This window comes from Burkholderia sp. 9120 (genome assembly GCF_000745015.1).
Classification (GTDB): domain Bacteria; phylum Pseudomonadota; class Gammaproteobacteria; order Burkholderiales; family Burkholderiaceae; genus Paraburkholderia.
The window spans coordinates 4,758,382-4,780,391 of sequence record NZ_JQNA01000002.1; the positions used below are offsets into that span (position 1 = coordinate 4,758,382).

A 22,010-nucleotide genomic window follows, 5' to 3' on the forward strand; every position below is an offset into this window, starting at 1 on the left:
CCACCTCGCCACCGCGCCACTGAAGTTGAAACGCGAGCGCCTGCCTGCGGCAATCGCATCGGGAACTCGCGTTCCACGCACATCGATCATCGGAAACACCAGTCGCGTGTCGAAGCAAAGCCTCTCCATTCCGTATCGCGACGAAACCGCCGCGAGTTTCGACACGCTCATCGCGCAGGCAGACGTTCTTTTCTCCGCGCGTCGCATGAATGCGGCGATGAACGCTTACTGCCGCGCACTGCTTCTGCATCCGCACAACGCGCATGCCTTGCATCGCATGGCCCTTGCGTGTGTTCATACCGGCGAAGCGGACCGTGCGCGTTACTTTCTCGCGCAGGCCGTGCGAGCCGCGCCGGAAAGCGCGGAATTATGGGAACACGCGGGATTGATCGCGGCGATGCAAGACGATCACGCCACAGCCGAAGCGTATTACCGTCGCGCGTTGGCGTTGAGTGCGAATACAGCGAGCCTGCATCGCAACCTCGCCGACAATCTACGGCTGGCAGGAAAACTCACCGACGCCCTCGCGCATTACGAACGAGCGCTTGAAATCGAGCCGTGCCTGCATCATGCATTGCGCGCGGCAGCGCGCATCTGCGCGGAACTCGGCAAAACGGAAGGAGCCGCCGACTACTGGCTACGCGCATGGACGCTGAACCCGGCACATCTGCAAGACGGCTTCGATCTACTCGCCGCGCTCGTCCGCGACAATCGCAACCGCAACCGCGAACTCAACGACGTAATCGAACAACTGAGAACCCGCTGCGCGCATCACGCCGAATCGCTCAAATCACTCGCCTTCGTATTGAACAGCCACGACCGTTTCCGCGATGCGCTCAGCGTCGCCCGACAGGGCCTCGCGGTCGATCCGCATCATCCGCTGCTGCATCACAACGCGGCGCGAGCGCTGAGCATGGTCGGCTGTCTCGCGGAGAGCTTGCCGCACGGTCTCGAAGCGGCGCGACTGCTGCCGGACAACGCCCATCTGCAATTTCAACTGGCGGGCGTCCAACTCGGCCTCGGCGATTTCGCGGCGGGCTGGCGGCGTTATAGATGGTTCTACGCGCTGCCGGGCAAAGATAGCGAACGGGTTCACCCAAGCTTTCCCGAGTGGCAAGGTGAGCCCGTTGCAGGACGCCAGTTCCTGCTGGTCGGCGAGCAAGGGCGCGGCGACGAAATACAGTGCCTGCGATTCGCCGCGTGGTTGCATCGACAAGGCGCCACCGTGGATGTACTCGTCAGTCAGCCGATCGTTGCGCTCGCATCGAGCATGACCGGCGTGCGGAGCGTTTTCGCTACGCTGCCGCCCGGTCCCTACGACTACCATTGCCTGATGCTCAGCATGCCGGCGCCGATGAAACTCGACGTCTCGATGCTGCCCATCGCCATGCCCTACCTCATCGCGGATCCGTGCAAGACGCGGGACTGGCACGCTCACCTGGAAGCAATCTCTCCACGCGGCGTGAATGCGAAACGCAGACGCGTCGGCATCGTATGGGCAGGCAGCCCAGCTCACGTACTCGACCGTTTTCGCTCGATACATCTCGACGCGCTGAAGCCAATGTTCGTGCTTCCGGACATCTCGTGGTACTCGCTGCAGAAAGGCGAACAGGAACATGACAGCGAGTCGCTAGCGAGTACGTACGGCGATTTGCACACACTCGGCCCAGCCATCCACGATTTTGCGGACACGCTCGCGATCCTCCATTCGCTCGACCTGCTGATCACCGTGGATACATCCGTCGCCCATCTCGCCGGCGCGGCGGCGCTGCCGGTCTGGGTCATGGTGCCCGTCTACGGCGAATGGCGATGGTTGACCGAACGCACCGACAGCCCTTGGTATCCGTCGATGCGCCTGTTCCGCCAACGCGAACCGGGCGAGTGGACGCCGATCGTCGACGAAATCGCCGACGCGTTGCGCGCATGGCTCGATGCGCCGCTTCGGTGCATACCGCCCGAATGCCCCGTGCGGGTGCAGAAGGCAGGGTCCGAGAAAACGCCAACGCGGTGATTGCGCTGAATGCATCGCGCGTTGCGACAACTGGCATAGCCGTTGCTTTAACCTTGGCCAGTCGTCGATAAATTGATTCCATGCTGCGTGTTCTCCTCGTCACCGATACCGATAAGCCCATAGGCGATCTGCGTGACACCCTCGCCCGCCTCGGCTACGACATGCTGGCCGGCACGGCGACGCCGCAAGCGCTGCATCGCGTGGTGGAAAGCGAGCGGCCCGATGTGATCATCATCGACACGGAATCCCCCTCGCGCGATACGCTCGAACAACTCGCGGTGATGAACGCCACCGCGCCGCGTCCGGTGCTGATGTTCAGCCACGACGCCAACCAGCAGTTGATCCGCGACGCGGTCGGCGCGGGCGTCACCGCGTATCTGGTCGAAGGCCTCGCCACCGAACGGCTCGCGCCGATCCTCGAAGTCGCGCTCGCGCGCTTCGCGCAGGAATCGCAATTGCGCGAGCGCCTCGCGCAAGCCGAAAACGAGCTGGCCGAACGCAAGCTGATCGATCGCGCCAAGCGTGTGCTGATGGATCAGCAGAACCTCACCGAACCCGCCGCCTACGCCAACCTGCGCAAACGCGCGATGAATCAGGGCGTCAAACTCGCCGAGGTCGCACGCGCGATCGTCGCGTCGGCCGATCTGCTCAAATGAAGCGCCGCTCATGAACTCTTCTTCCTCCCTCACCGCGCCGTCTTCGTCGGGTCAACTCGAGAAGACCCATTTGCGGCTCGGTTTCGTGGCGCTCTCCGACGCCGCGCCGTTGATCGCCGCGAAACTGCTCGAATTCGGTCACGCACACGGGCTGACCCTTGAGCTATGCCGCCAGCCTTCGTGGGCCGCCGTGCGCGACAAGCTGCTGTCCGGCGATCTCGACGCGGCGCACGCCCTGTATGGGCTGGTCTACGGTGTGCAATTGGGTCTGGGGGGACCGCAAACGGACATGGCCGTGCTGATGGTGCTCAACCGTAACGGCCAGGCGATCACGCTGTCGAACCGTCTCGCCGCCGCGCTCGCCGAACATGGCACGCTGCCCAAAGCACTCGCGACGCTCGGCCGCAAGCCCGTGTTCGCGCAAACCTTTCCGACCGGCACGCACGCAATGTGGTTGTATTACTGGCTCGCGTCGCAAGAGGTGGATCCGTTGCGCCATATCGATAGCGTCGCGATTCCGCCGCCGCAAATGGTCGCCGCGTTGGCCGACGATAAACTCGACGGCCTGTGTGTCGGCGAGCCTTGGAACGCGCAGGCCGAAGCCGATGGCGTCGGTAAAACGGTGGCTTATTCGAGCGAGGTATGGCCCGATCATCCGGAGAAGGTGCTGGCCTGTCGGCGCGATTTTGCCGAGGCGCATCCGAATACCGCTCGCGCGCTCGTGCAGACCCTGCTTGAAGCGTGCCGCTGGCTCGACGGTGCGGGGCATCGCGACGAGATCGCACACTGGCTCGCGCGGCCTGACTACATCGGTATCGATGCGGCGCTGATTGCCGCGCGGCTAGGTGGCGACATCGCAGATTCGGCGCCGCGTGGCCTGCCGGTGCGTTTCTTCGATGACGGTGCGGTGAACTACCCGCATGCGTTCGAAGGCGCGTGGTTCCTCACGCAATTCGAGCGATGGGGCATGATCGACGCGCGCGGGGACTACGACGCGATCGCGGCGCGGATCAATCAGACGCAGTTGTATCGCGAGGCGGCCGCGCGTGTGAACGTCGCGGTGCCGGGTGACAACGTGGCGCCGAGCGTGTTGATCGACGGCAAGGTGTGGGGTTGCGACACGCGCTCTGACGCGTATGCGTCGAATTTTCCAATTCGGCGTTGAGTTTGGCGGCGGGTGTTGGTGTTAATTGCACGGAGAAACGCACCACGAAATCACTCACCCTCATTCACCCTCACACAGCGGAAACAACACACTCACCACCAACCCGCCACCCTCCGCATCGGTCAACGCAATCAACGCGCCATGCACGCGCGCGATTTCCCGCACGATCGACAAACCCAGCCCGCTGCCCTCCACCGCCTGCGTCGCTTCGCTGCGATAGAAGCGTTCGAACACCGCCTCGCGTTCGCCGACCGCAACGCCCGGCCCGTTATCGATCACCTGCAACAACGGCTGCCCGCCTTCGGTCGCGACCCGCACGGTAATCACCGCGCCGTCGCCTGAATAGCGGATCGCGTTATCGATCAGATTGCCGACCAGTTCCGCGAGCAGATCGACCTGGCCCATCACGTCGATCCGACTCTCCTGTTCGAAACCCAGATCGATGCCGCGCGAACGCGCCACCGGCGACCAGTCGAGCGTCACGCTACGCGCCACTTTATGTAGCGGCACCGCGGCGTGCTTGACGGTATAGCCGCTGTCCGCGTCGAGCCGCGAGAGCGACAGCAACTGCTGCACGATCCGCACCGCTTGCTGCACCGCGCCGTTCAAACGCCGCAAATGCACGCCTTGCCGATGGTTACCGTTGGCGTTTTCCTCAACGCCGTCGAGATCGCGCAACGCCAGTTCAGACTCCGCCTGAATCACGGCCAGCGGCGTTTTCAACTGATGCGCGGCGTCGTTGAAAAAGCGCCGGCGCGACGACTGCATCAACTGCGTGCGGCCGATGTACTGATTGATCGAATCGACCAGCGGCGTGACCTCACTCGGCAAACCCACCGTATCGAGCGGCACCGGATCGTCTTCGGCACGCGCAGCGACTTTCGCCGACAGACGATTCAGCGGCCGCAAGCCGCGCGCGACACCCAGCCACACAATGCCAAGCGCCAGCACCACCAGCAGACACTCCTGCTGCAACGAGCCGATCAGAATCTCACGCGCCAACGCCTGGCGCGGTTCGATCGTTTCGCCGACCCGCACCAGCACGACCCGCGTCTGCGCGCTCGGCACGTCATGCACGGGCAACCTGAGCATCGCAATGCGCAGCGGCCGGCCGCGAAACTCGTCGTCGTAAAACTGCACGCTGTAGGGCTCGGCCGGTACTTTGCGCGGATTCGGCAGATCGGGATAACCCGTCACCACGCGGCCACCCTCCTCGCGAATCTGGTAATAGATATTGCCGCCGCCGTTCGATTCGAACATTTCCAGCGCGAGATACGGCAGGTCCACTTCGATTTCGCCGTCGCGCAGACGGATACCGTCGCGGATCGAGCGCAGCGAAAATTCGAGCGTGCGGTCGAACGCGTCGTGAGCCGCGTTCATGGCGCGTTGATAGGTGAGCCACGCGTCGAACGCGAGCAGCAGAAGCAGCGGCAATAGCAACCACAGCGCGACCCGTACGCGCAGATTCGGCTGCTTCATGCGCCCCGTGCTTCCAGCAGATAGCCCAATCCGCGCAGCGTCACGATGCCCACCGAACTGTGTTCGAGTTTCTTGCGCAGACGGTGGACGTAAATCTCGATCGCATCCGCATTCACGGATTCGTCGAGCCCGAAAATTTTCTCGGACAGCGTGTCTTTATTAATCGCGCGACCGTTGCGCAGAATCAGCACTTCCAGCACCGAACGCTCGCGCGGCGTGAGCGCCAGCGGCTCGCCGCCGAGCGTGAAACCGCGGTCCACGCTGTCGTACTGCAGCGTGCCGCATTGCGCGCGCTGCGGCTCCTGCCCATGACTGCGACGCAACAGCGCACGAGCGCGCGCTTCGAGTTCGGTCAGCGCGAACGGTTTGGCCAGATAGTCGTCCGCGCCGAGGTCGAGACCGCGCACGCGCTCCTCCACCGACCCATGCGCAGTCAGCATCAATACCGGCACCGCGTTGCGCCGCGCGCGCAGACGCCGCAGCACTTCGAGACCGTCCAGCTTTGGCAGACCGATGTCGAGAATCACCAGCGCGTAGTCCTGCGTGCGCAAGACGTGATCGGCGGATTCGCCGTCGTGCATGCAGTCGACGGTGAGTTTTGCGCCGGTCAGCGCGTCGGTCAGCGAACGGGAAAGGATCGGATTGTCTTCGACGAGCAGCACACGCATAACCAGAATCCCAGGGAAATCCATGAGGCGAATTCGACCATTGTGACGCATTTCCCTTCAAAAATGAAAGCGTTCAGAAAGCGATCATCTCTTACCATTCGCCTACACAAAACCAACACAAAGTTTTCTGGAGGAAGACGTGCAAAACGCTTTGAAGGCTCTCGCCATTGTTGCCGCATTCGCCGTAAATCCCGCGTGGGCGGCCATTCCTGCCGGTTATCCGGGCGACTATCAGAGCACGATCGACGGGGCGAAGAAGGAAGGCAAACTGATTGTCTACTCGGTCACGGATACCGCTTTGGTGCGCCCGCTCATCAAGGATTTTGAAAGCCTGTACGGCATCAAGGTCGAGTACAACGACATGAACAGCACCGAGCTATACAACCGCTATATCAGCGAAAACGCGGCCAGCAGCACCAGCGCCGACGTGCTGTGGAGCTCGGCCATGGACCTGCAGGTCAAGCTCGTCAATGACGGGCTGATAGCCTCGTACGAATCGCCCGAAGCGAAGCACTTGCCGCAATGGGCGCAATACCAGAAGCAGGCGTACGGCACCACGTACGAGCCGTTGGCAATCGTCTACAACAAGCGCCTCGTGCCGGCCGGCGACGTGCCGCAAACGCGCGCCGATCTGATCAAACTGCTGCAAACCAGGGCCGATCAGTTCAAAGGCAAGATCACGACTTACGACATCGAGAAGTCAGGTGTGGGCTTCAACTATCTGACGCAAGACGCGCGCGTGAACCCGCAGGTCACGTGGGATCTGGTGAAGGCCATGGGCGCCACCGGCCCGAAACTGCAGTCGAGCACCGGCGCGATGATGGAGCGCATCTCGTCGGGTGAAAATCTGATCGGCTACAACATTCTCGGGTCGTACGCGCTGACCAAGGCGAAGAAAGACCCGTCGATCGGCTACGTCTACCCGAAGGACTACACGCTGGTGGTCAGCCGCCTCGTGACGATTTCGAAGAAGGCGCAAAGCCCGAATGCCGCGAAGCTGTGGGTCGATTATCTGCTGTCGCAACGCGGCCAGACGCTGCTGGCGAATCAGGCGAACCTGTTCTCGATTCGCGCGGACGTGGACGGCGAAACGTCCATGGCCGGCCTGACGAAGCAGCTCGGCGATTCGCTCAAGCCGATCCCGATCGGCGCGGGCCTGCTGGTCTATCTCGACCAGTCCAAGCGCCTCGAATTCCTCAAGCAATGGCAACAGTCGATCAAGCGTTAAGCACGCGCATCTGACCAACATGTCCGCGCCGCCACGCGCGGGCGGACACAAAACCTTCCTTCACGACCTTTCGATATGCGGCTTATCTGCCGCAGGGGGACACTCATGCTTTCCACAAGCGCAACCGGACACCGCGACGCCCCGTTGCTCGCGGCCGACGGCGGCTCCATCGGCGCGCTTCCGCGCGGCGGTCTGCAGCCGTTCGCGGGGCTGCTGCGCTGGCTCGTCGTCGCGGTGCTGACCATCGCGGTGGCGCTGCCGCTCGGCTTCATCCTGTTTCAGAGCGTGTTGAACGCACCGTTCTTCGACGCCAAACGCACGCTCGGTCTCACCGGCTTCGAATTCATTTTCAGCGATCCCGACTTCTGGTCCGCGCTGAAAAACTCGTTCGTGATCGCCGCCGGCATGCTGTTCATTTCGATTCCGCTCGGCGGCGTTCTCGCGTTCCTGATGGTGCGTACCGATCTGCCCGGCCGCCGCTGGCTCGAACCGCTGCTGCTCACCCCCGTGTTCGTCTCGCCGATGGTGCTCGCATTCGGCTACGTGGTCGCGGCCGGTCCGGTCGGTTTCTACTCGGTGTGGTGGAAAGAACTGTTCGGCACCGCCGAAGCGCCGTGGTCCGTCTACTCGATTCTCGCGATCACGGTGATCGTCGGCTTGACGCATGTGCCGCACGTGTACCTGTATTCGTCGGCGGCGCTGCGCAATCTCGGCTCGGACGTCGAGGAAGCGGCACGCGTCGCCGGCGCGCGGCCGTTTCGCGTCGCGCTCGACGTGAGCCTGCCGATGACATTGCCCGCACTGCTGTTCGCCGGCGTCCTCGTGTTCTTTCTCGGCTTCGAAGTGTTCGGCCTGCCGCTCGTGCTGGGCGACCCCGAAGGGCACCTCGTGCTGGCCACCTATCTGTACAAGCTCACCAACAAACTCGGCGTGCCGTCGTATCACCTGATGGCCGCGGTCGCGGTGTGCATTGTCGCGATCACGTTCCCGCTGGTGCTGCTGCAACGGCGCTTGCTGAAGAGCGCGAATCGCTTCGTCACCGTCAAAGGTAAGGCGGGACGTCAGACCGTGTTGCCGCTCGGCGCGTGGCGCTGGGTCGCATTGGCGATCGTCGCGCTGTGGCTGATGCTGACCGTGTTCGTGCCGCTCTCCGGCATCACGTTGCGCGCGTTCGTCACCAACTGGGGCGAAGGCGTGCATCTCGCCGACGTGCTGACGCTCGCCAACTTCACCGAACTGTTCGAGCAGGACAACCTGGTCCGCGCGATTCTGAACACGCTCGGCATGGGTGTGCTCGGCGGCGCGCTGGCGGTGGGCTTCTATTCGCTGGTCGCGTTCGCGGGGCATCGCCGCAACGATTGGGCGACACGTCTGCTCGATTACCTCGTGCTGCTGCCGCGCGCGGTGCCGGGCTTGCTCGCCGGTCTCGCGTTCCTGTGGATCTTTCTGTTCGTGCCCGGCCTGAAGGAACTGAAGAACTCCATGTGGAGCATCTGGATCGCGTACACGGTCGTGTGGCTCGCATACGGCATGCGTCTGATTCAAAGCGCGCTGCTCCAGGTCGGCCCCGAACTCGAGGAAGCCGGACGCAGCGTCGGCGCCACGCGTGCGCGCGTCAGCCTCGACGTCACGCTGCCGCTCGTGCGATTCGGTCTGCTCGCGGCGTGGCTGCTGATTTTCATGATTTTCGAGCGCGAATACTCGACCGCCGTCTATCTGCTCTCGCCCGGCACCGAAGTGATCGGCGCGCTGCTGGTGTCGCTGTGGGCGACCGGCGCGGTCGATCAGGTCGCCGCGCTTTCTGTCATCAACATCGCGATGGTCGGCGTCGGACTCGGCGTCGCTCTGCGCTTCGGAGTGAAATTGCATGGATAAGCTCTCGGTCGACAACCTCTTTCTGAGCTATGGCGACAACCCGATTCTGAAGGGCGTGTCGTTCGATCTGAACCCCGGCGAAGTGGTTTGCCTGCTGGGTGCATCGGGCAGCGGCAAGACCACGTTGCTGCGCGCGGTGGCCGGTCTCGAACAACCGTCGTCGGGACGTATCGAACTCGACGGCAAAACGTTTTTCGACGGCGCGAAGCATGTCGATCTGCCGGTCGAGCAGCGCTCGCTCGGGCTCGTGTTTCAGTCTTACGCGCTGTGGCCGCATCGCACGGTGGCGGATAACGTCGGCTATGGATTGAAGCTGCGGCGCGTGTCCGGCGCGGAGCAGAAAAAGCGCGTGCAGGCCGCGCTCGATCAACTCGGCCTCGGCGATCTTGCAGCGCGCTATCCGTATCAACTGTCGGGCGGTCAGCAGCAGCGTGTGGCAATTGCACGCGCGCTGGTCTACAACCCGCCGGTGATTCTGCTCGACGAGCCGCTGTCGAATCTCGACGCCAAGCTGCGCGAAGAAGCGCGCGCGTGGCTGCGTGAACTGATCGTGTCGCTGGGGCTTTCCGCGCTGTGCGTGACGCACGACCAGACCGAAGCGATGGCCATGTCCGATCGCATCCTGCTGTTGCGCAACGGCCGTATCGAGCAGGAAGGCACGCCCGCCGAACTGTATGGCGCGCCCCGCTCGCTCTACACGGCGGAGTTCATGGGCAGCAACAACCGCATCGATGCGCGCGTGGCGTCCGTGGACGGCGAACGCGTGACGCTCACCGGCGACGGCTGGCAATTGCAGGCGCAAGCGCGCGAAGCGCTCACCACGGGACAGAACGCGCAGGCTGTGATTCGCCTCGAACGCGTGCAAGTTGCCGATGGTCCCGGCGCGAATCGCCTCGAAGCCGATCTGATTACGTCGATGTATCTCGGCGACCGTTGGGAATACCTGTTCCATTGCGGCGATCTGCGTCTGCGCGCGTTCGGTTCCGTGCCGCGCGCGGCGGGCCGTCACTGGATCGAATTTCCCGCTAACGATTGCTGGGCGTTCGCCCAGGCGAGTTGACGCGCGCGCGTCGCTCACGAAAAGCAGCAACCGAAGCAAAAAAACCAACCACCGGAGACAGTAGATGAAGTGGAGCATGAAGAAGGCGACCCTCGGCGTGACCTGCGCCGGCCTCGCGGGATTGGCAGGATTTGCCGGGTTCGCGACCAGCGCCCAGGCGCAATCGAGCGTGACGTTGTACGGCATTGTCGATGCGGGTATCGAATACGTGAACCACGCGAGTGCGGACGGCAGCGCGACGCGTCTCGTGTCGGGCGGCAAGAACACCTCGCGCTGGGGCTTGCGCGGCGTCGAGGATCTGGGCAGCGGGCTGAAGGCGATCTTCCAGTTGGAAAGCGGCATCAACATCGCGAACGGCCAGTTCGACGACAGTACCGGCGCGATCTTCGACCGTCGTGCGACCATCGGCCTGAAGAACCGCTTCGGGCAAATCACGGTGGGCCGCAATTTCACGACCACGTACGACTACATGCTTCAGTTCGACCCGATGGGTTACGCGCCGAACTACTCGTGGGCGAGTTCATCGACCGCGACGGGCGGCCGCAAGGACGGTCTGTTTTCGCGTTCGTCCAATGCAGTGCGTTACGACGGCATGTTCTCGGGCGTCAAGATCGGTGCGATGTACGGCTTCGGCAATGTGCCGGGCAGTCTGAAATCGAGCTCGAAGTACGACTTCGGCCTCGGCTACGAAACGGGTCCGTTCGCCGCGGTCGTGACTTTCGACCGGCAGAATGGCGCGTACGACAGCGTCACGCCGATCGACAGCACCAACTACATTCAAGGCATCCACGCCGGTTTGAGCTACGACTTCGGCGCGGTGAAGGCGATGGCGGGTTACCGGAATTACCGGCGTACGTTCCATACCTCCGCGCCGACGCAGCGCAGCGATATGGTTTGGGTCGGCGGGCAGTACGATGTGACGCCGTTCGTCTCGGTGTTCGCGGCGGTCTACCATCAGGACATCAAGGACGCGAGCGACGCCGATCCGACGCTATTCTCGCTGCGCGCGCAGTACGCGTTGTCGAAGCGCACGGTGCTGTATATGGCGGGGGGTTATGCGATGGCGAAGCATGACAAGGCGGTGAGTCTGTCGCGCGATCTGACGGGTGCCGCGGATACGCAGACGGGGGTGACGGCGGGGATTCAGCACCGGTTTTAAGTCGGCGGTCAGCTTGGATAGTCACTAAAGCGTACGAGGCGTGCCGGGAGTTTTATCGCCCGGCACGCCTCGTCCCTTGCTAAAGGCTTTTCCGCTTAGAAATTGAAGTTGTCGATATTGCTCGAATCAAACGTGGTCGGCGGTCCGAGAATGATTTCGCCTTTCGGTCCGATCGTCCGCTTACCGAGCTTGCCGGCGTCGAACGACTCGCCTTCCTTACCCGTGATCGTGCCCGACGCCAGCGCTGCCGCCGCATAAGCCGCCAGATAGCCCAACTGGTTCGGATCCCACAACTGGAACGCCTTCACCGTGCCGTTCTTCACGAACGCGCGCATCTGGTTCGGCGTGCCCAAGCCCGTCACCGCGACCTTGCCCTTGCTCGACGACGACGAGATATAACGCGCCGCCGCCGCGATACCCACCGTGGTCGGCGCGACGATTGCCTTCAGATTCGGATACGCCTGCAACAAACCCTGCGTCTCGGTGAACGACTTCTGATCGTCGTCGTTGCCGTAGGCGATCTTGACGAGCTTGATCTTCGCGTACTCAGGCTTCTTCAGTTCCTCCTGCATCCACTTGATCCACGTGTTCTGATTGGTCGCGTTCGGCGTGGCCGACAGCACCGCGAACTCGCCCTCGCCGCCCATCAGTTTGGCAACCAGTTGGACCTGACTGCGCCCAATCCCTTCCGCGTTCGCCTGGTTGACGAACAACTGGCGGCCTTCCGGCGCCGTGTCCGAGTCGAAGGTCACGACCTTGATGCCTTGCGACATCGCTTTCTTCAGATACGGCACCACCGCATTCGCGTCGTTGGCGGCGATCACGATCGCGTCCTGCCGTTGCGTGATCAACGTGTTGATGTATTGCACCTGCGACGACGCGCCCGCGTCCGACGGCCCTACTACCTTGCCTACGCCGCCGAATTCCTTGATCGCGGCGAGGCCGCCGTTGTCGGCAGTCACTTCGTACGGGTTGTTGATCTGCTTCGGCACGAAAGCGATTTTCAGGCCGCTTTTCAGATCCGCGGCGGACACCGCGCAACTGATCGCGAGCAACGCGACGCAAAGCGCGGCCGCGCCGGTGTGACGTAGAGGTTTGAACATGAAGTGTCTCCTGCTTGTTGTTGGACGTGTTGGTGTCCGGGTTATCGGTCGTTGGACTTTCTCTTCGTGCACAGGGATAAAAACGTCATACGGAAGACGCGGACTTCGCGATGAAACGCCGGTCGCGCGCCGCGCGCCAGCGGGCCACCAGATTCGGAATCAGCACCGAGGCCAGCAGCAGCACGCCGGTGACGATGGTCAGCGTTTCGCTGGAGACGTCGTCGAGCGTCAGCGCGTTTTTCAGCACGCCGATAATCAGCAGCGACAGCAGCACGCCGATCATCGAGCCGCGTCCACCGAAAATGCTCACGCCGCCGAACAGCACTGCGGCAATCACCGACAACTCGAAGCCTTCGCCGTTGTCGCCGCGCGCACTGGTGAAGCGCAGCGTGTAGACCACGCCCGCCAACGCGCTCATTGCGCCGGACAACACGAACAAACGCAGCCTGAGTTTCGCCACTTCGATGCCGGAGAACGCAGCAGCGGTCGGATTCGCGCCGATCCCGTAAAGACTGCGGCCGAATGCGGTGGATTGCAGCAACACGGTGAACAACACCGCGCCGACGATCACGATCACGAACGGCAACGGAATGAAACTCGCGCCGAGCGTGTCCATGCCGAACGCCGTATAGCCCGCCGGAAAATCCGCCACGGCCTGATCGCCGAGCAGCACATAGGCCAGCCCGCGAAACAGCGCCAGCGTGCCGATCGTGACCGCGAGCGAAGGCAGATTGAGCTTGACGATCACGAGGCCGTTCAACAAACCGGCCAGCGCGCCGGCAATCACCACGAGCACGATCACGACGGGCATCGGCAAGCCCATATGCCACAGCACGCCCATCAACGCGCTGGAAGCGCCGAGCACGGACGCCACCGACAGATCGATTTCGGCGGCGACGATGATCAGCGTCATCGGCAGCGCCATCAACGCGATCTCGGTCAGATCGGCGAGCACGTTGCTCAGATTCGCGCCGCTCAGGAACACCGGCGACAACGCGCGGCCGAGTATCAGCGACGCAATCAGCACGATCACCAGCAACACTTCCCATTGCAGCGGCGTTTCGCGTTTGCGCGTGAGCAGCGCGGAATCGGGTTTAGCCATGATCGCGTTTCCTCATCATGCGTTTGGCGACGGAGCGGGCCAGCAAGGTATCCGCGGTGATGGCGGCGACGATCAGCGCGCCTTGAATCGCCTGCTCCCAGAACGGCGACACGTGCAGCACGACCAGCGCGATGCTGATCACGCCGAGCACCAGCGCGCCGAGTGTGGCGCCGAGAATCGTGCCGACGCCGCCGGTAATCGCGACGCTACCCACCACGGCAGCGGCGACGACCTGCAGTTCGATGCCCTTCGCGGTACTCGCGTCGACGGTGCCGAAACGGGCCAGCCACAACGCGCCGGCAAAACCGGCAATCGCGCCGGAGAGGAGAAAACCTGCCATCACGCGACGCTCGACGTTCACGCCGGCGAGTCGCGCGGCTTCGGGATTCGAACCGATCGCGTAGTGCTCGCGGCCGCCGCGAAACTGCTTCAGATACACGGCAAGGCCAAGCAGCACCACGAAGGCGATCAGCGCGAGCGTCGGAATGCCGAGCAGCGTGCCGGTCGCGAGCCGCGAATACGCGTCGGGCAAACTGGTCGCGTTGATCTGGCCGCCGTGCACCCACGCGTAATCCGCGCCACGAAAGATGTACAGCGTGGAGAGCGTCGCCACCAGCGACGGCACGCGCCCCACCGCGACCAGCAGCGCGTTGATGCTGCCCGCCACGAGACCGATCGCGAGCCCCGCCACCAACGCGACAAGCACGGGCATATGGGGAAACGCGACATACAGACTGCCGACCGCATACGCGCTGATGCCGACCGTCGAGCCCACCGAGAGATCGATGTGCCGCATCAGGATCACCACCGTCATACCGGCGGTCAGCAAACTGATGATCGACACGTTGAGCAGCACGTCGCGCAGATTCTGCAGATTCAGGAACTGGGGCTTCGCGAGTCCCGTACCGACGATCAACAGAATCAGCACGACGAACAGCGTGGTTTCCCGGCTCTTCGCGATGCCCGCCACAAAACCGCCGGGCGTGCCCGCATTGCGCTTCGACAGCGGCGGCTGAACCGGCGCGGGATGAGTGGAAGAATGGCGCATCATGCTGCGTTCCCCAACGGTGGAATCGGTTGGCCGAGTGCCGCCGCCATGATGCGTTCCTCGTCGGCTTCGGCGCGTGCGATATCCGCGCTGATCCGCCCTTCGTGCATCACCAGTACGCGGTCTGCCATGCCGAGCACTTCCGGCAATTCACTCGAAATCATCAGCACGGCCATGCCGTCGCGCACCAGTTCGGCGAGCGCGCTGTACACCTCCGCTTTAGCGCCGACGTCTATGCCGCGCGTGGGTTCGTCGATGATCAGCACTTTCGGGCCGGTGGCCAGCCATTTACCGAGCACGACCTTCTGCTGATTGCCGCCCGACAGCGTGCCGACCGGCGCATTTGGATCGCCCGCTTTGAGGCGTAGCCGCGTGCCCCATTGATTGGCGAGTTGCGTCTCGCTACGGGTCGAAATCAGACCGTGTTTGACGAGCCGCCCGAGTACCGTCATCGACGCATTGCGCGCGATGCTCAACTCCAACGCCAGCCCCTGCTGCCGACGATCTTCCGGCACCAGCGCAAGCCCCGCTCGCACGGCGGCGGCCGGCCGGCCCGCCGTCAAACGCTCGCCTGCAATCCAGATCTCGCCCGAGTCGAGCGGGTCGATACCGAAGATCGCCCGCGCCACTTCGCTGCGCCCCGCGCCCACCAGACCGGCCAGCGCGACGATCTCGCCCGCGCGCACGTCGAACGAAATGTCCTTGAATACGCCGACGCGCGTGAGCTTGCGCACCGATAGCCGCACGTCGCCCGGTGGCCGCTCGGCCTTCGGATAGAAGGTCTCCAGATCGCGGCCGACCATCTTTGCGACGATCGACTCCGTGCTGAGATCGGCGGTCAAACCGTCGAACACTTTGGCGCCGTCGCGCATGATCGTGACGCGCTGTGTCAGCGTGAACACTTCGTCGAGCCGGTGCGTGATGAACAGAATCGCCACGTCGCGCTCGCGCAGCTTGCGTACGATCGCGAAGAGCCGTTCCACTTCGGGCAGCGACAAGGCCGCCGTGGGTTCGTCCATGATCAGCACGTTCGCGTTCAGCGACAAGGCCTTGGCGATTTCGATCACCTGCTGGTCCGCGATCGACAAACCGCGCACCAGTTGATCGGCGCGCAGATCGACACCGAGCGACGCGAGCAGGCCGTCCACCTCGCGACGCATCGCGTCGTACTGAATGCGGCCGATGCGGTCGACCGGCTGCCGTCCCATGAAGATGTTCTCCGCGATCGAGAGGTCGAAGAACAGCGTCGGTTCCTGATAGATCACCGCGAGCCCGGCGTCGCGTGCTTCGGCGGGTGTCGCGAAGCGGCGCGCCACGCCGTCCACCAGCAACTCGCCGGTATCGGGTTGATGCACGCCGGCGAGAATCTTCACGAGTGTCGATTTGCCCGCGCCGTTTTCGCCGAGCAACGCATGCACCTCCCCCGGCCACAGCGAGAGATCGCCTTCCGAGAGCGCGCGGACCCGGCCGAACGATTTGCTTGCATGCCGCAATTCAAGCCTCGGCACGGCGGATGTGGATTGCTGCACTGCGTGTCTCCTTCCTGTTTCTCATGGCCGACCGTACGGGATGCATTGACTACATTTGAATGCATTTAAATCCGGTAACAACGTTCTGCATTGCGGCGAAACAACGCCTCTTTTTCCGCGACACTCGCGCCGTCGACAATCGACGCATACGCGTGCCACAAGTCCGCGTAAGAACCAAACAACCGATCGACCGGGAAGTTCGACGCGAACATCGCCCGCTCCACGCCGAACGTATCGATCGTTTCGAGCACGTAGGGCCGCAGGCTTTCAACGCTCCACTGGTGATCGAACATGGCGAGTCCGCTGATCTTCACGGCGATATTCCTGCAACCGGCAAGCAAGCGCATGCCGTCGCGCCATGCGCGATAACCGGCCACGCTGTCGCGGTCTACGAACATGCCCGCATGGTTGATGATAAACAGCGTGTCGCCATGCGCGCGTGCCAGCGCTGCCGCGTCTTCCATCTGTGACGGATACAGTTGCAGATCGAACGACAGGTCGTAACGGCGCAGCAGCGCAAAATGTTCACGCCACTGCGGTTCGCGCATGTAATGGCGGCCGACGTAATCGAACAGCTTGTTGTCATGCACGTTCAGAATCTGACGGATGCCGCGCGTATTGGCGAATGCCGCGTGTGCTTCGAGCAGCGCCGGTGCGTTCGGCGCGGACAGATCCACCGCCGCGACGATCGCGTTCGGCATGCCGCGCGATTCTGTGCGGTCCGCGATGGACTGCAACCAGCGCGTCTCTTCGACCGGATCGGCGGGATCGTGATTCGCCTCGACGTGCACCAGTTTCAGCACGTCGATGTCGCCCGCTTCGCCTAACAGATCGTCGAGCAGGTAGTCGTGTTTCAACTCGCGCGCGTCGCCGACGAACGACACGCCCGGGTTCTCCAGCCACGGATAGCGATGCGTTTTCAGATCCCACAAATGGATATGCGAATCGACCACCTGCATGCGAGTTTCTCCGTGCGCTGTTGATCGTGGCGAACCTGCTGAGAGAGGCGCGTTCATCGGATCACGTCAAGCTCAGCGAGTTCAGATGAAAGACCGGTTCGAGCGGCTGCTGAAACGGCGTGTGATCGGGCGCGGTTTGCATGATGTCGGCCATGTAATCCCACCATTTGCGCATCACGTCGAGTCGCGGCAGGTCGTCCATGGTGTGATGCGTGGTGCGCGTCAGGATGGCGAACAGATGGTTCGTGTCCGCGTCGAAGAAAATCCGGTACTCGCGCACGCCGCCGTTGTGCAACGCATCAACCAGCTCGGGCCAGATTTGCGCGTGACGTCGCTCGTATTCTTCGCGCATGCCGGGGTTGAGCACCATCCGGAAAGCGATTGTCTCCATTGCGGCTTGTCTCCCGTCGTATTCGGGCGCTTGTCCGGCGATGCGGCTCAGCGTCTGATGCGACTATAATTCCTGCGTCGATAGCATCTCAATCCGTTCTTGGGATTGGGCGATCCACAAACCGAATCGCACAGAGCCATGAGCCAACACTCCGCTGCCGTCGCACTCGTCAATCGGCTCAAGTTCAAACATCTCGCGCTGCTCGTCGCGCTCGACGACGCCCGCAACCTCCATCAGGCCGCCGAGGCCATCAACGTCGCGCAGCCGAGCGCGAGCCGCATGCTCGGCGATATCGAAGAAGCGTTCGGCTTTCTGCTGTTCGAGCGCAACGCGCGCGGCATGACGCCCACGCCGCTCGGTGTCGTGACGCTCGCTTACGCGCGGCGCGCACTGGCCGAGTTGACCCGCTTCGCCGAAGACCTCGAGGTCAAACGGCGTGGCGGACATGGACAGTTGACCGTCGGCGCGATCATGGGCGCCGCGCCCGATCTGCTCGCCATGTCGGTCGCCGCTTTGAAAACCGAAAGCCCACTGCTGAACGTGCGGATTCTCGGCGAAACCAGCGACCAGGTCGTGCAATTGCTGCATCGCCGCGAAGTCGATCTGGCGCTCGGGCGTCTGACCAATCCTCTCCAGCACAACGATTTCAGCTTCGAACCGCTGGCACGCGAAACCTTGCTGTTGGTGGTGCGCGCGGTGCATCCGCTGGCCGAGCGCTCGCGCATCACGCTGAGCGAACTGATCGACTGGCCGTGGGTCGCGCAACCCGTCACCAGCCCGGCGCGCGTGCTGTTCGAAGAAGAACTCGCGCGGGCGGGACTGGCCACGCCGGTCAACCTGACCGAATGCGCGTCGATCTTCGCGACACTGCAATTGCTCGAGAATTACGACGCGGTGGCCATGTTGCCGGAGTCGGTGGTGCGCGATCATTTGCGCGGCAAGCTGCTGGTCGCGTTGCCGCTCGAAATCGGCAAGAGTCTCGCGGGCTTCGGCATTCTCACGCGCAAGGAAGAACCGCTCGCCGAACCGGCGCTGCGTTTCATCGACCTGCTGCGCGGTTTCTCGCGCAAGCTCGCGCGCGACGATGTCGATAGCGTGCCCGCGCCGCCCTCCGCGACCGCTTCGGTTCCGGTGCATTGACGGCGGCGGCATCGGTATCGGCATCGGCATCGGCATCGCGCGTTACTGCAGGTTGACGAACAGGCCGCCGTCCACCAGCAACGCGGCGCCGGTCACGTAGCGCGCGCGGTCGGAGGCGAGGAACACCACGCAATCGGCCACGTCTTCCGGGCGGCCCAGGCGGCCCAGCGGAATGCGCTTTTCGAAGTAGGCTTTCTTTGCTTCGTCGGCGAGATCTTCTGCGTTCAGGTCGGTGGCGATGGTGCCGGGCATCACCGAATTGCAGCGAATGCCGTACGGTCCCAACGCGACCGCGCATGATTGCATCAGCGAATGCACGCCGGCTTTGGTCGGCGTGTAGTGCGTCTGCATGCCGCCGCCCACCAGCGCGCTGATCGAACTGGTTGCAACGATCGCGCCGCCCGTGCCCTGCGCTTTCATTTGCTGCGCGGCGGCTTGCGTGACGTAGAACGCGCCATTCAGATTGACCGCTACCGTCGACTCCAGAATTTCCGCCGGCATGTCGAGAAACGCGTGAAACGGACAGATGCCGGCATTGCTGGCGAGCACGTCGACCTTGCCGAACGCTTCGACCGTATGACGCACCAGCTCCTGGCCGGTTTCGCGCGCGGCGACGTTGCCCTCGATCGCGATCACGCGCCGCCCCAGCGCCTCGATTTCCTCGACGACCTCCGCGACCGCCGAACGGCGGCCGTACGATGCGTCGTTATCGCCCCAGTAGTTGATCGCCACGTCCGCGCCTTCGGTTGCGCACGCAACCGCTATCGCGCGGCCGATGCCTCGGGAACCGCCGGTGACGATCACGACCTTGTCCTTGAGCAGCACGTCATTCTCCTTTTCGATTTCAGCGCACAGCACGCACTCTGCGTGCGTTCAACGCGGATACGGCCGCACCAGCGCGCATTCCGGATTCAGTCTCACGCCGAAGCCCGGCGTGTCCGGTACTTTCATGCGTCCATTCACGGGCACCGGTTCGTCGAGCAACAGCGGCGTGAACATCGGCACGACTTCGTCGGCTTTGGGCGCCATCATCAGAAACTCGGCGAACGGCGAGTTGTGCCGCGTGACGACGAAGTGATAGCTGTACACCGACGAACCGTGCGGCACCACCATCACATTGTGCGCATCGGCCAGCGCGGAAATCTTGATCAGTTCGGTCATGCCGCCGCACCAGCCGACATCGGGTTGAATCAGATCGCAGCATTGCATCTCCAGCAACATGCGAAAACCCCAACGCGTCGCTTCATGCTCGCCGGTCGTCACCATCATGCCGCGCGGCACGTTGCGGCGCAGTTCGGCGTAACCCCAGTAGTCGTCGGGCGGCAGCGCTTCTTCGATCCACTTGAGGCCATACTCGTGCGCCCCGTCCGCGAGCCGCTTGGCGTACGGCACGTCGAGACTCATCCAGCAGTCGTACATCAGCCAGAAGTCGTCGCCGACGCGGCTGCGCATTTCGGCGAGCTTGTCGAGATTCTGCTTGAGACCCGCTTCGCCTTCGGCGGGTCCATGTTGCAACGGCAGCTTGCCGCCGATGAACCCCATCTCCTTCGCGAGGTCCGGACGCGCGCCGGTCGCGTAGAACACGAGTTCGTCGCGCACCGGTCCGCCCAATAGTTGGTACACCGGTTCCTTGCGCACCTTCGCGAGCAGATCCCACAGTGCGAGATCGACGCCTGAAATGGTATTGAGCACCACGCCCTTGCGGCCGTAATACAAAGTCGAAAAGTACATCTGATCCCACATCTTCTCGATATCGGTCACGAGTTGCCCTTCGAGAAAACGCGCGAGATGTTTCTCGACGATAAACGCGCCGATCTCCCCACCCGTGGTCACGGCGAAGCCGACGGTGCCGTCACTGGCTTCGATCTCCACGACCAGTGTGCCGAGTACATTGATCCCGAACGACTGGCGGCTCTGCCGGTACTCCGGATAACGCGCCATCGGCGTGGAAATATGATCGTCGATCCAATGTCCGCCGGGTTGGTCGTGATAGTCCGCTCCGCCGCCGCGAACAGTGAAGGCACGCACGTGCCGGATAGTGGGCATGGCCATGAGAGAGGCTCCGTTATAAGTGCGTCGACGAACCGGCCGACAATGCGCCTAGCGGGCGCGATGCAATAAGGTTTGGAAAGAATCGTTCGCCCCGCTCGCGTCGCGGCGCAACAGCGTGCCGATCAGCAGCGCGGCGAGCAGACTGGAGACGCCTAGCACCACCAGTCCCGCCGACGTCGACGAAAACGCGCGTTCCGCCGCAGTCCGCAAGCTCGGCGCAAAGAAGCCGCCGAGTCCACCGAGCGAATTGATCAACGCGATGCCGCCGGCAGCAGCAGCGCCCGTTAGATGGCGAGTGGGGAATGTCCAGAACAGCGGTTGCGCCGCGATGAAGCCGCTCGCCGCACAGGACAAGGCGATCAACCCGAGCACGGGGTTGTGCGCGAGTCCCGACGCAGCAATGCCGAGCCCGGCAAGCACCAGCAATGCGACGGCCCAACGCCGATGTCCGCCTGTGCGATCCGCGCGGCGCGGCACGTACCAGGTGACAGCCAGCGCGCACAACCACGGCAGCGCGGCGACGAGACCCACGCGCAAACCGACGGTTGTCCCGAGCAAAGCGGCGACCTGTTGCGGCAGATAGAAGATCACGCCGTACACGCTCATTTGAATCAGCAGATAGATCGCCGACAGCAGCAACACGCGACGATCCACTAGCGCAGCGAGAATGCGATGCGGTCCATGCGCCGACGCGGCGCGCGCATCGTCTTCGAGTGCGGCACGCAGACTGGCGCGCTCTTGCGGATCGAGCCATTGCGCGTCGTCGGGACGGTTGTCGAGATACCAGAACGCCCACACGCCCACCGCCGACGCCAACACGCCTTCCACCAGAAAGAGCCATTGCCAGCCGGCGAGACCCCACGCGCCATGCAATTCGAGCAGCGAACCCGACAACGGACTGCCGAAAATAAACGCCAGCGGCGCACCGAAATAAAACACGCCGACCGCCCGCGCTCGCGCGCGTTGCGGAAACCAGTGAGTCAGGTAATAGATCACGCCGGGAAAGAAACCCGCTTCGGCGACGCCGAGCAGAAAGCGCAGCGCGTAGAACGTGGTGGCCGAGTGCGCCAGACACATCGAGGCTGAGACGAGCCCCCACGTGACCATGATCCGGCACATCCACACCCGCGCGCCGAAGCGATGCAAGAGCAGATTGCTCGGCACCTCGAACAGCGCATAGCCGACGAAAAACACGCCCGCGCCAAACGCGAACGCCGCGTTCGACAGACCCGTATCGTGCTGCAATGCCTTCTGCGCAAAACCGATATTGGCGCGGTCGAGAAACGCCAGCACGTACATGAGCAGGAGAAACGGCAACAGCCGGCGCATGACCTTGCTGTTGATCGCCTCCAGCGAACTGTTCGCCTGCGGGTCCATGTCGTCTC

Annotated in this window: 19 protein-coding genes; 8 read left to right on the plus strand and 11 right to left on the minus strand. The window is 63.1% G+C overall.

Annotated elements, in window-relative coordinates; translation table 11 throughout:
- The first annotated feature begins 106 nt into the window (after positions 1–106).
- From FA94_RS29345 to FA94_RS29355, 3 genes are all read left to right on the plus strand, one after another.
- On the plus strand, positions 107–2,011 hold the full coding sequence (locus FA94_RS29345; protein ID WP_063771807.1) for a tetratricopeptide repeat protein: 1,905 nt from the start codon (positions 107–109) through the stop codon (positions 2,009–2,011).
- Between the two features lie 80 nt (positions 2,012–2,091).
- Positions 2,092–2,667 (plus strand): ANTAR domain-containing response regulator, encoded by a 576-nt coding sequence (locus FA94_RS29350; protein ID WP_035557993.1) that lies wholly within the window; start codon positions 2,092–2,094, stop codon positions 2,665–2,667.
- A gap of 10 nt (positions 2,668–2,677) precedes the next feature.
- Positions 2,678–3,832, plus strand: coding sequence for a CmpA/NrtA family ABC transporter substrate-binding protein (locus FA94_RS29355; protein ID WP_035557994.1), 1,155 nt, complete (start codon positions 2,678–2,680; stop codon positions 3,830–3,832).
- Positions 3,833–3,892: 60 nt separating this feature from the next.
- Here FA94_RS29355 and FA94_RS29360 read toward each other — a convergent pair whose 3' ends face one another.
- Positions 3,893–5,311, minus strand: a complete 1,419-nt coding sequence (locus FA94_RS29360; protein WP_035557996.1) for a sensor histidine kinase — start codon at positions 5,309–5,311, stop codon at positions 3,893–3,895.
- Positions 5,308–6,003, minus strand: a complete 696-nt coding sequence (locus FA94_RS29365) for a response regulator (RefSeq protein ID WP_081936221.1) — start codon at positions 6,001–6,003, stop codon at positions 5,308–5,310. Before FA94_RS29365 ends, FA94_RS29360 begins: the two co-directional genes overlap by 4 nt.
- Before the next feature lie 115 nt (positions 6,004–6,118).
- Between FA94_RS29365 and FA94_RS29370 the strand changes: the two genes are divergently transcribed.
- From FA94_RS29370 to FA94_RS29385, 4 genes are all read left to right on the plus strand, one after another.
- Entirely contained in the window at positions 6,119–7,207 is a 1,089-nt protein-coding gene (locus FA94_RS29370) for an ABC transporter substrate-binding protein (protein WP_035558000.1), read from the plus strand.
- A gap of 105 nt (positions 7,208–7,312) precedes the next feature.
- Positions 7,313–9,082, plus strand: coding sequence for an ABC transporter permease (locus tag FA94_RS29375; RefSeq protein WP_035558004.1), 1,770 nt, complete (start codon positions 7,313–7,315; stop codon positions 9,080–9,082).
- Positions 9,075–10,142: an ABC transporter ATP-binding protein gene (locus tag FA94_RS29380; RefSeq protein WP_035558007.1), complete on the plus strand. Its 1,068-nt coding sequence runs from the start codon at positions 9,075–9,077 to the stop codon at positions 10,140–10,142. Before FA94_RS29375 ends, FA94_RS29380 begins: the two co-directional genes overlap by 8 nt.
- A 76-nt stretch (positions 10,143–10,218) precedes the next feature.
- The gene (locus FA94_RS29385; protein ID WP_035563400.1) at positions 10,219–11,301 is read left to right on the plus strand and encodes a porin; all 1,083 of its coding nucleotides are present in this window, start codon (positions 10,219–10,221) and stop codon (positions 11,299–11,301) included.
- Between the two features lie 95 nt (positions 11,302–11,396).
- On the opposite strand, the gene rhaS is transcribed toward FA94_RS29385, so the two are convergent.
- The 6 genes from rhaS to rhaM all read right to left on the minus strand — a co-directional run bounded on the left by rhaS (position 11,397) and on the right by rhaM (position 17,433).
- Positions 11,397–12,404: a rhamnose ABC transporter substrate-binding protein gene (gene rhaS, locus FA94_RS29390; protein WP_035558010.1), complete on the minus strand. Its 1,008-nt coding sequence runs from the start codon at positions 12,402–12,404 to the stop codon at positions 11,397–11,399.
- Between the two features lie 85 nt (positions 12,405–12,489).
- On the minus strand, positions 12,490–13,506 hold the full coding sequence (locus FA94_RS29395; protein ID WP_035558013.1) for an ABC transporter permease: 1,017 nt from the start codon (positions 13,504–13,506) through the stop codon (positions 12,490–12,492).
- Complete coding sequence (locus FA94_RS29400; protein ID WP_035558016.1) at positions 13,499–14,557, minus strand: ABC transporter permease; 1,059 nt, start codon at positions 14,555–14,557, stop codon at positions 13,499–13,501. The genes FA94_RS29395 and FA94_RS29400 overlap by 8 nt, the downstream gene beginning before the upstream one ends.
- Complete coding sequence (locus tag FA94_RS29405; protein ID WP_035558018.1) at positions 14,554–16,083, minus strand: sugar ABC transporter ATP-binding protein; 1,530 nt, start codon at positions 16,081–16,083, stop codon at positions 14,554–14,556. Before FA94_RS29405 ends, FA94_RS29400 begins: the two co-directional genes overlap by 4 nt.
- Before the next feature lie 65 nt (positions 16,084–16,148).
- Positions 16,149–17,042, minus strand: coding sequence for an amidohydrolase family protein (locus FA94_RS29410; protein ID WP_035558020.1), 894 nt, complete (start codon positions 17,040–17,042; stop codon positions 16,149–16,151).
- 61 nt (positions 17,043–17,103) lie between these two features.
- Positions 17,104–17,433, minus strand: coding sequence for an L-rhamnose mutarotase (gene rhaM / locus FA94_RS29415; RefSeq protein ID WP_035558021.1), 330 nt, complete (start codon positions 17,431–17,433; stop codon positions 17,104–17,106).
- Between the two features lie 138 nt (positions 17,434–17,571).
- On the opposite strand from rhaM, the gene FA94_RS29420 reads away from it, so the two are divergent.
- Positions 17,572–18,573 carry a LysR family transcriptional regulator gene (locus FA94_RS29420; RefSeq protein WP_035558023.1) on the plus strand — a complete coding sequence of 334 codons (1,002 nt, stop codon included), beginning with the start codon at positions 17,572–17,574 and terminating at the stop codon, positions 18,571–18,573.
- Positions 18,574–18,615: 42 nt separating this feature from the next.
- Here the strand turns inward: FA94_RS29420 and lra1 are convergent, their stop codons facing one another.
- Genes lra1 through FA94_RS29435 form a run of 3 tightly spaced genes read right to left on the minus strand, consistent with a single transcriptional unit; the run spans position 18,616 to position 22,002 of the window.
- Positions 18,616–19,398, minus strand: a complete 783-nt coding sequence (gene lra1, locus FA94_RS29425; protein WP_035563404.1) for an L-rhamnose 1-dehydrogenase Lra1 — start codon at positions 19,396–19,398, stop codon at positions 18,616–18,618.
- Positions 19,399–19,446: 48 nt separating this feature from the next.
- A complete protein-coding gene (rhmD, locus tag FA94_RS29430) occupies positions 19,447–20,625 on the minus strand; it encodes an L-rhamnonate dehydratase (RefSeq protein WP_035558025.1) in 1,179 nt (392 codons plus the stop codon).
- 48 nt (positions 20,626–20,673) lie between these two features.
- Positions 20,674–22,002: an MFS transporter gene (locus FA94_RS29435; RefSeq protein ID WP_035558027.1), complete on the minus strand. Its 1,329-nt coding sequence runs from the start codon at positions 22,000–22,002 to the stop codon at positions 20,674–20,676.
- Between the last annotated feature and the right edge of the window lie 8 nt (positions 22,003–22,010).

Excerpts from the sequence above, each read along its gene's own strand:
- FA94_RS29435 (WP_035558027.1), bottom strand. The coding sequence starts at position 22,002 with ATGGACCCGCAGGCGAACAGTTCGCTGGAGGCGATCAACAGCAAGGTC.
- FA94_RS29410 (WP_035558020.1), bottom strand. The coding sequence starts at position 17,042 with ATGCAGGTGGTCGATTCGCATATCCATTTGTGGGATCTGAAAACGCAT.
- rhmD (WP_035558025.1), bottom strand. The coding sequence starts at position 20,625 with ATGGCCATGCCCACTATCCGGCACGTGCGTGCCTTCACTGTTCGCGGC.
- FA94_RS29365 (WP_081936221.1), bottom strand. The coding sequence starts at position 6,003 with ATGGATTTCCCTGGGATTCTGGTTATGCGTGTGCTGCTCGTCGAAGAC.
- FA94_RS29375 (WP_035558004.1), top strand. The coding sequence starts at position 7,313 with ATGCTTTCCACAAGCGCAACCGGACACCGCGACGCCCCGTTGCTCGCG.
- rhaM (WP_035558021.1), bottom strand. The coding sequence starts at position 17,433 with ATGGAGACAATCGCTTTCCGGATGGTGCTCAACCCCGGCATGCGCGAA.
- rhaS (WP_035558010.1), bottom strand. The coding sequence starts at position 12,404 with ATGTTCAAACCTCTACGTCACACCGGCGCGGCCGCGCTTTGCGTCGCG.
- FA94_RS29385 (WP_035563400.1), top strand. The coding sequence starts at position 10,219 with ATGAAGAAGGCGACCCTCGGCGTGACCTGCGCCGGCCTCGCGGGATTG.
- FA94_RS29355 (WP_035557994.1), top strand. The coding sequence starts at position 2,678 with ATGAACTCTTCTTCCTCCCTCACCGCGCCGTCTTCGTCGGGTCAACTC.
- FA94_RS29350 (WP_035557993.1), top strand. The coding sequence starts at position 2,092 with ATGCTGCGTGTTCTCCTCGTCACCGATACCGATAAGCCCATAGGCGAT.
- FA94_RS29420 (WP_035558023.1), top strand. The coding sequence starts at position 17,572 with ATGAGCCAACACTCCGCTGCCGTCGCACTCGTCAATCGGCTCAAGTTC.
- FA94_RS29395 (WP_035558013.1), bottom strand. The coding sequence starts at position 13,506 with ATGGCTAAACCCGATTCCGCGCTGCTCACGCGCAAACGCGAAACGCCG.
- FA94_RS29400 (WP_035558016.1), bottom strand. The coding sequence starts at position 14,557 with ATGATGCGCCATTCTTCCACTCATCCCGCGCCGGTTCAGCCGCCGCTG.
- FA94_RS29360 (WP_035557996.1), bottom strand. The coding sequence starts at position 5,311 with ATGAAGCAGCCGAATCTGCGCGTACGGGTCGCGCTGTGGTTGCTATTG.
- FA94_RS29380 (WP_035558007.1), top strand. The coding sequence starts at position 9,075 with ATGGATAAGCTCTCGGTCGACAACCTCTTTCTGAGCTATGGCGACAAC.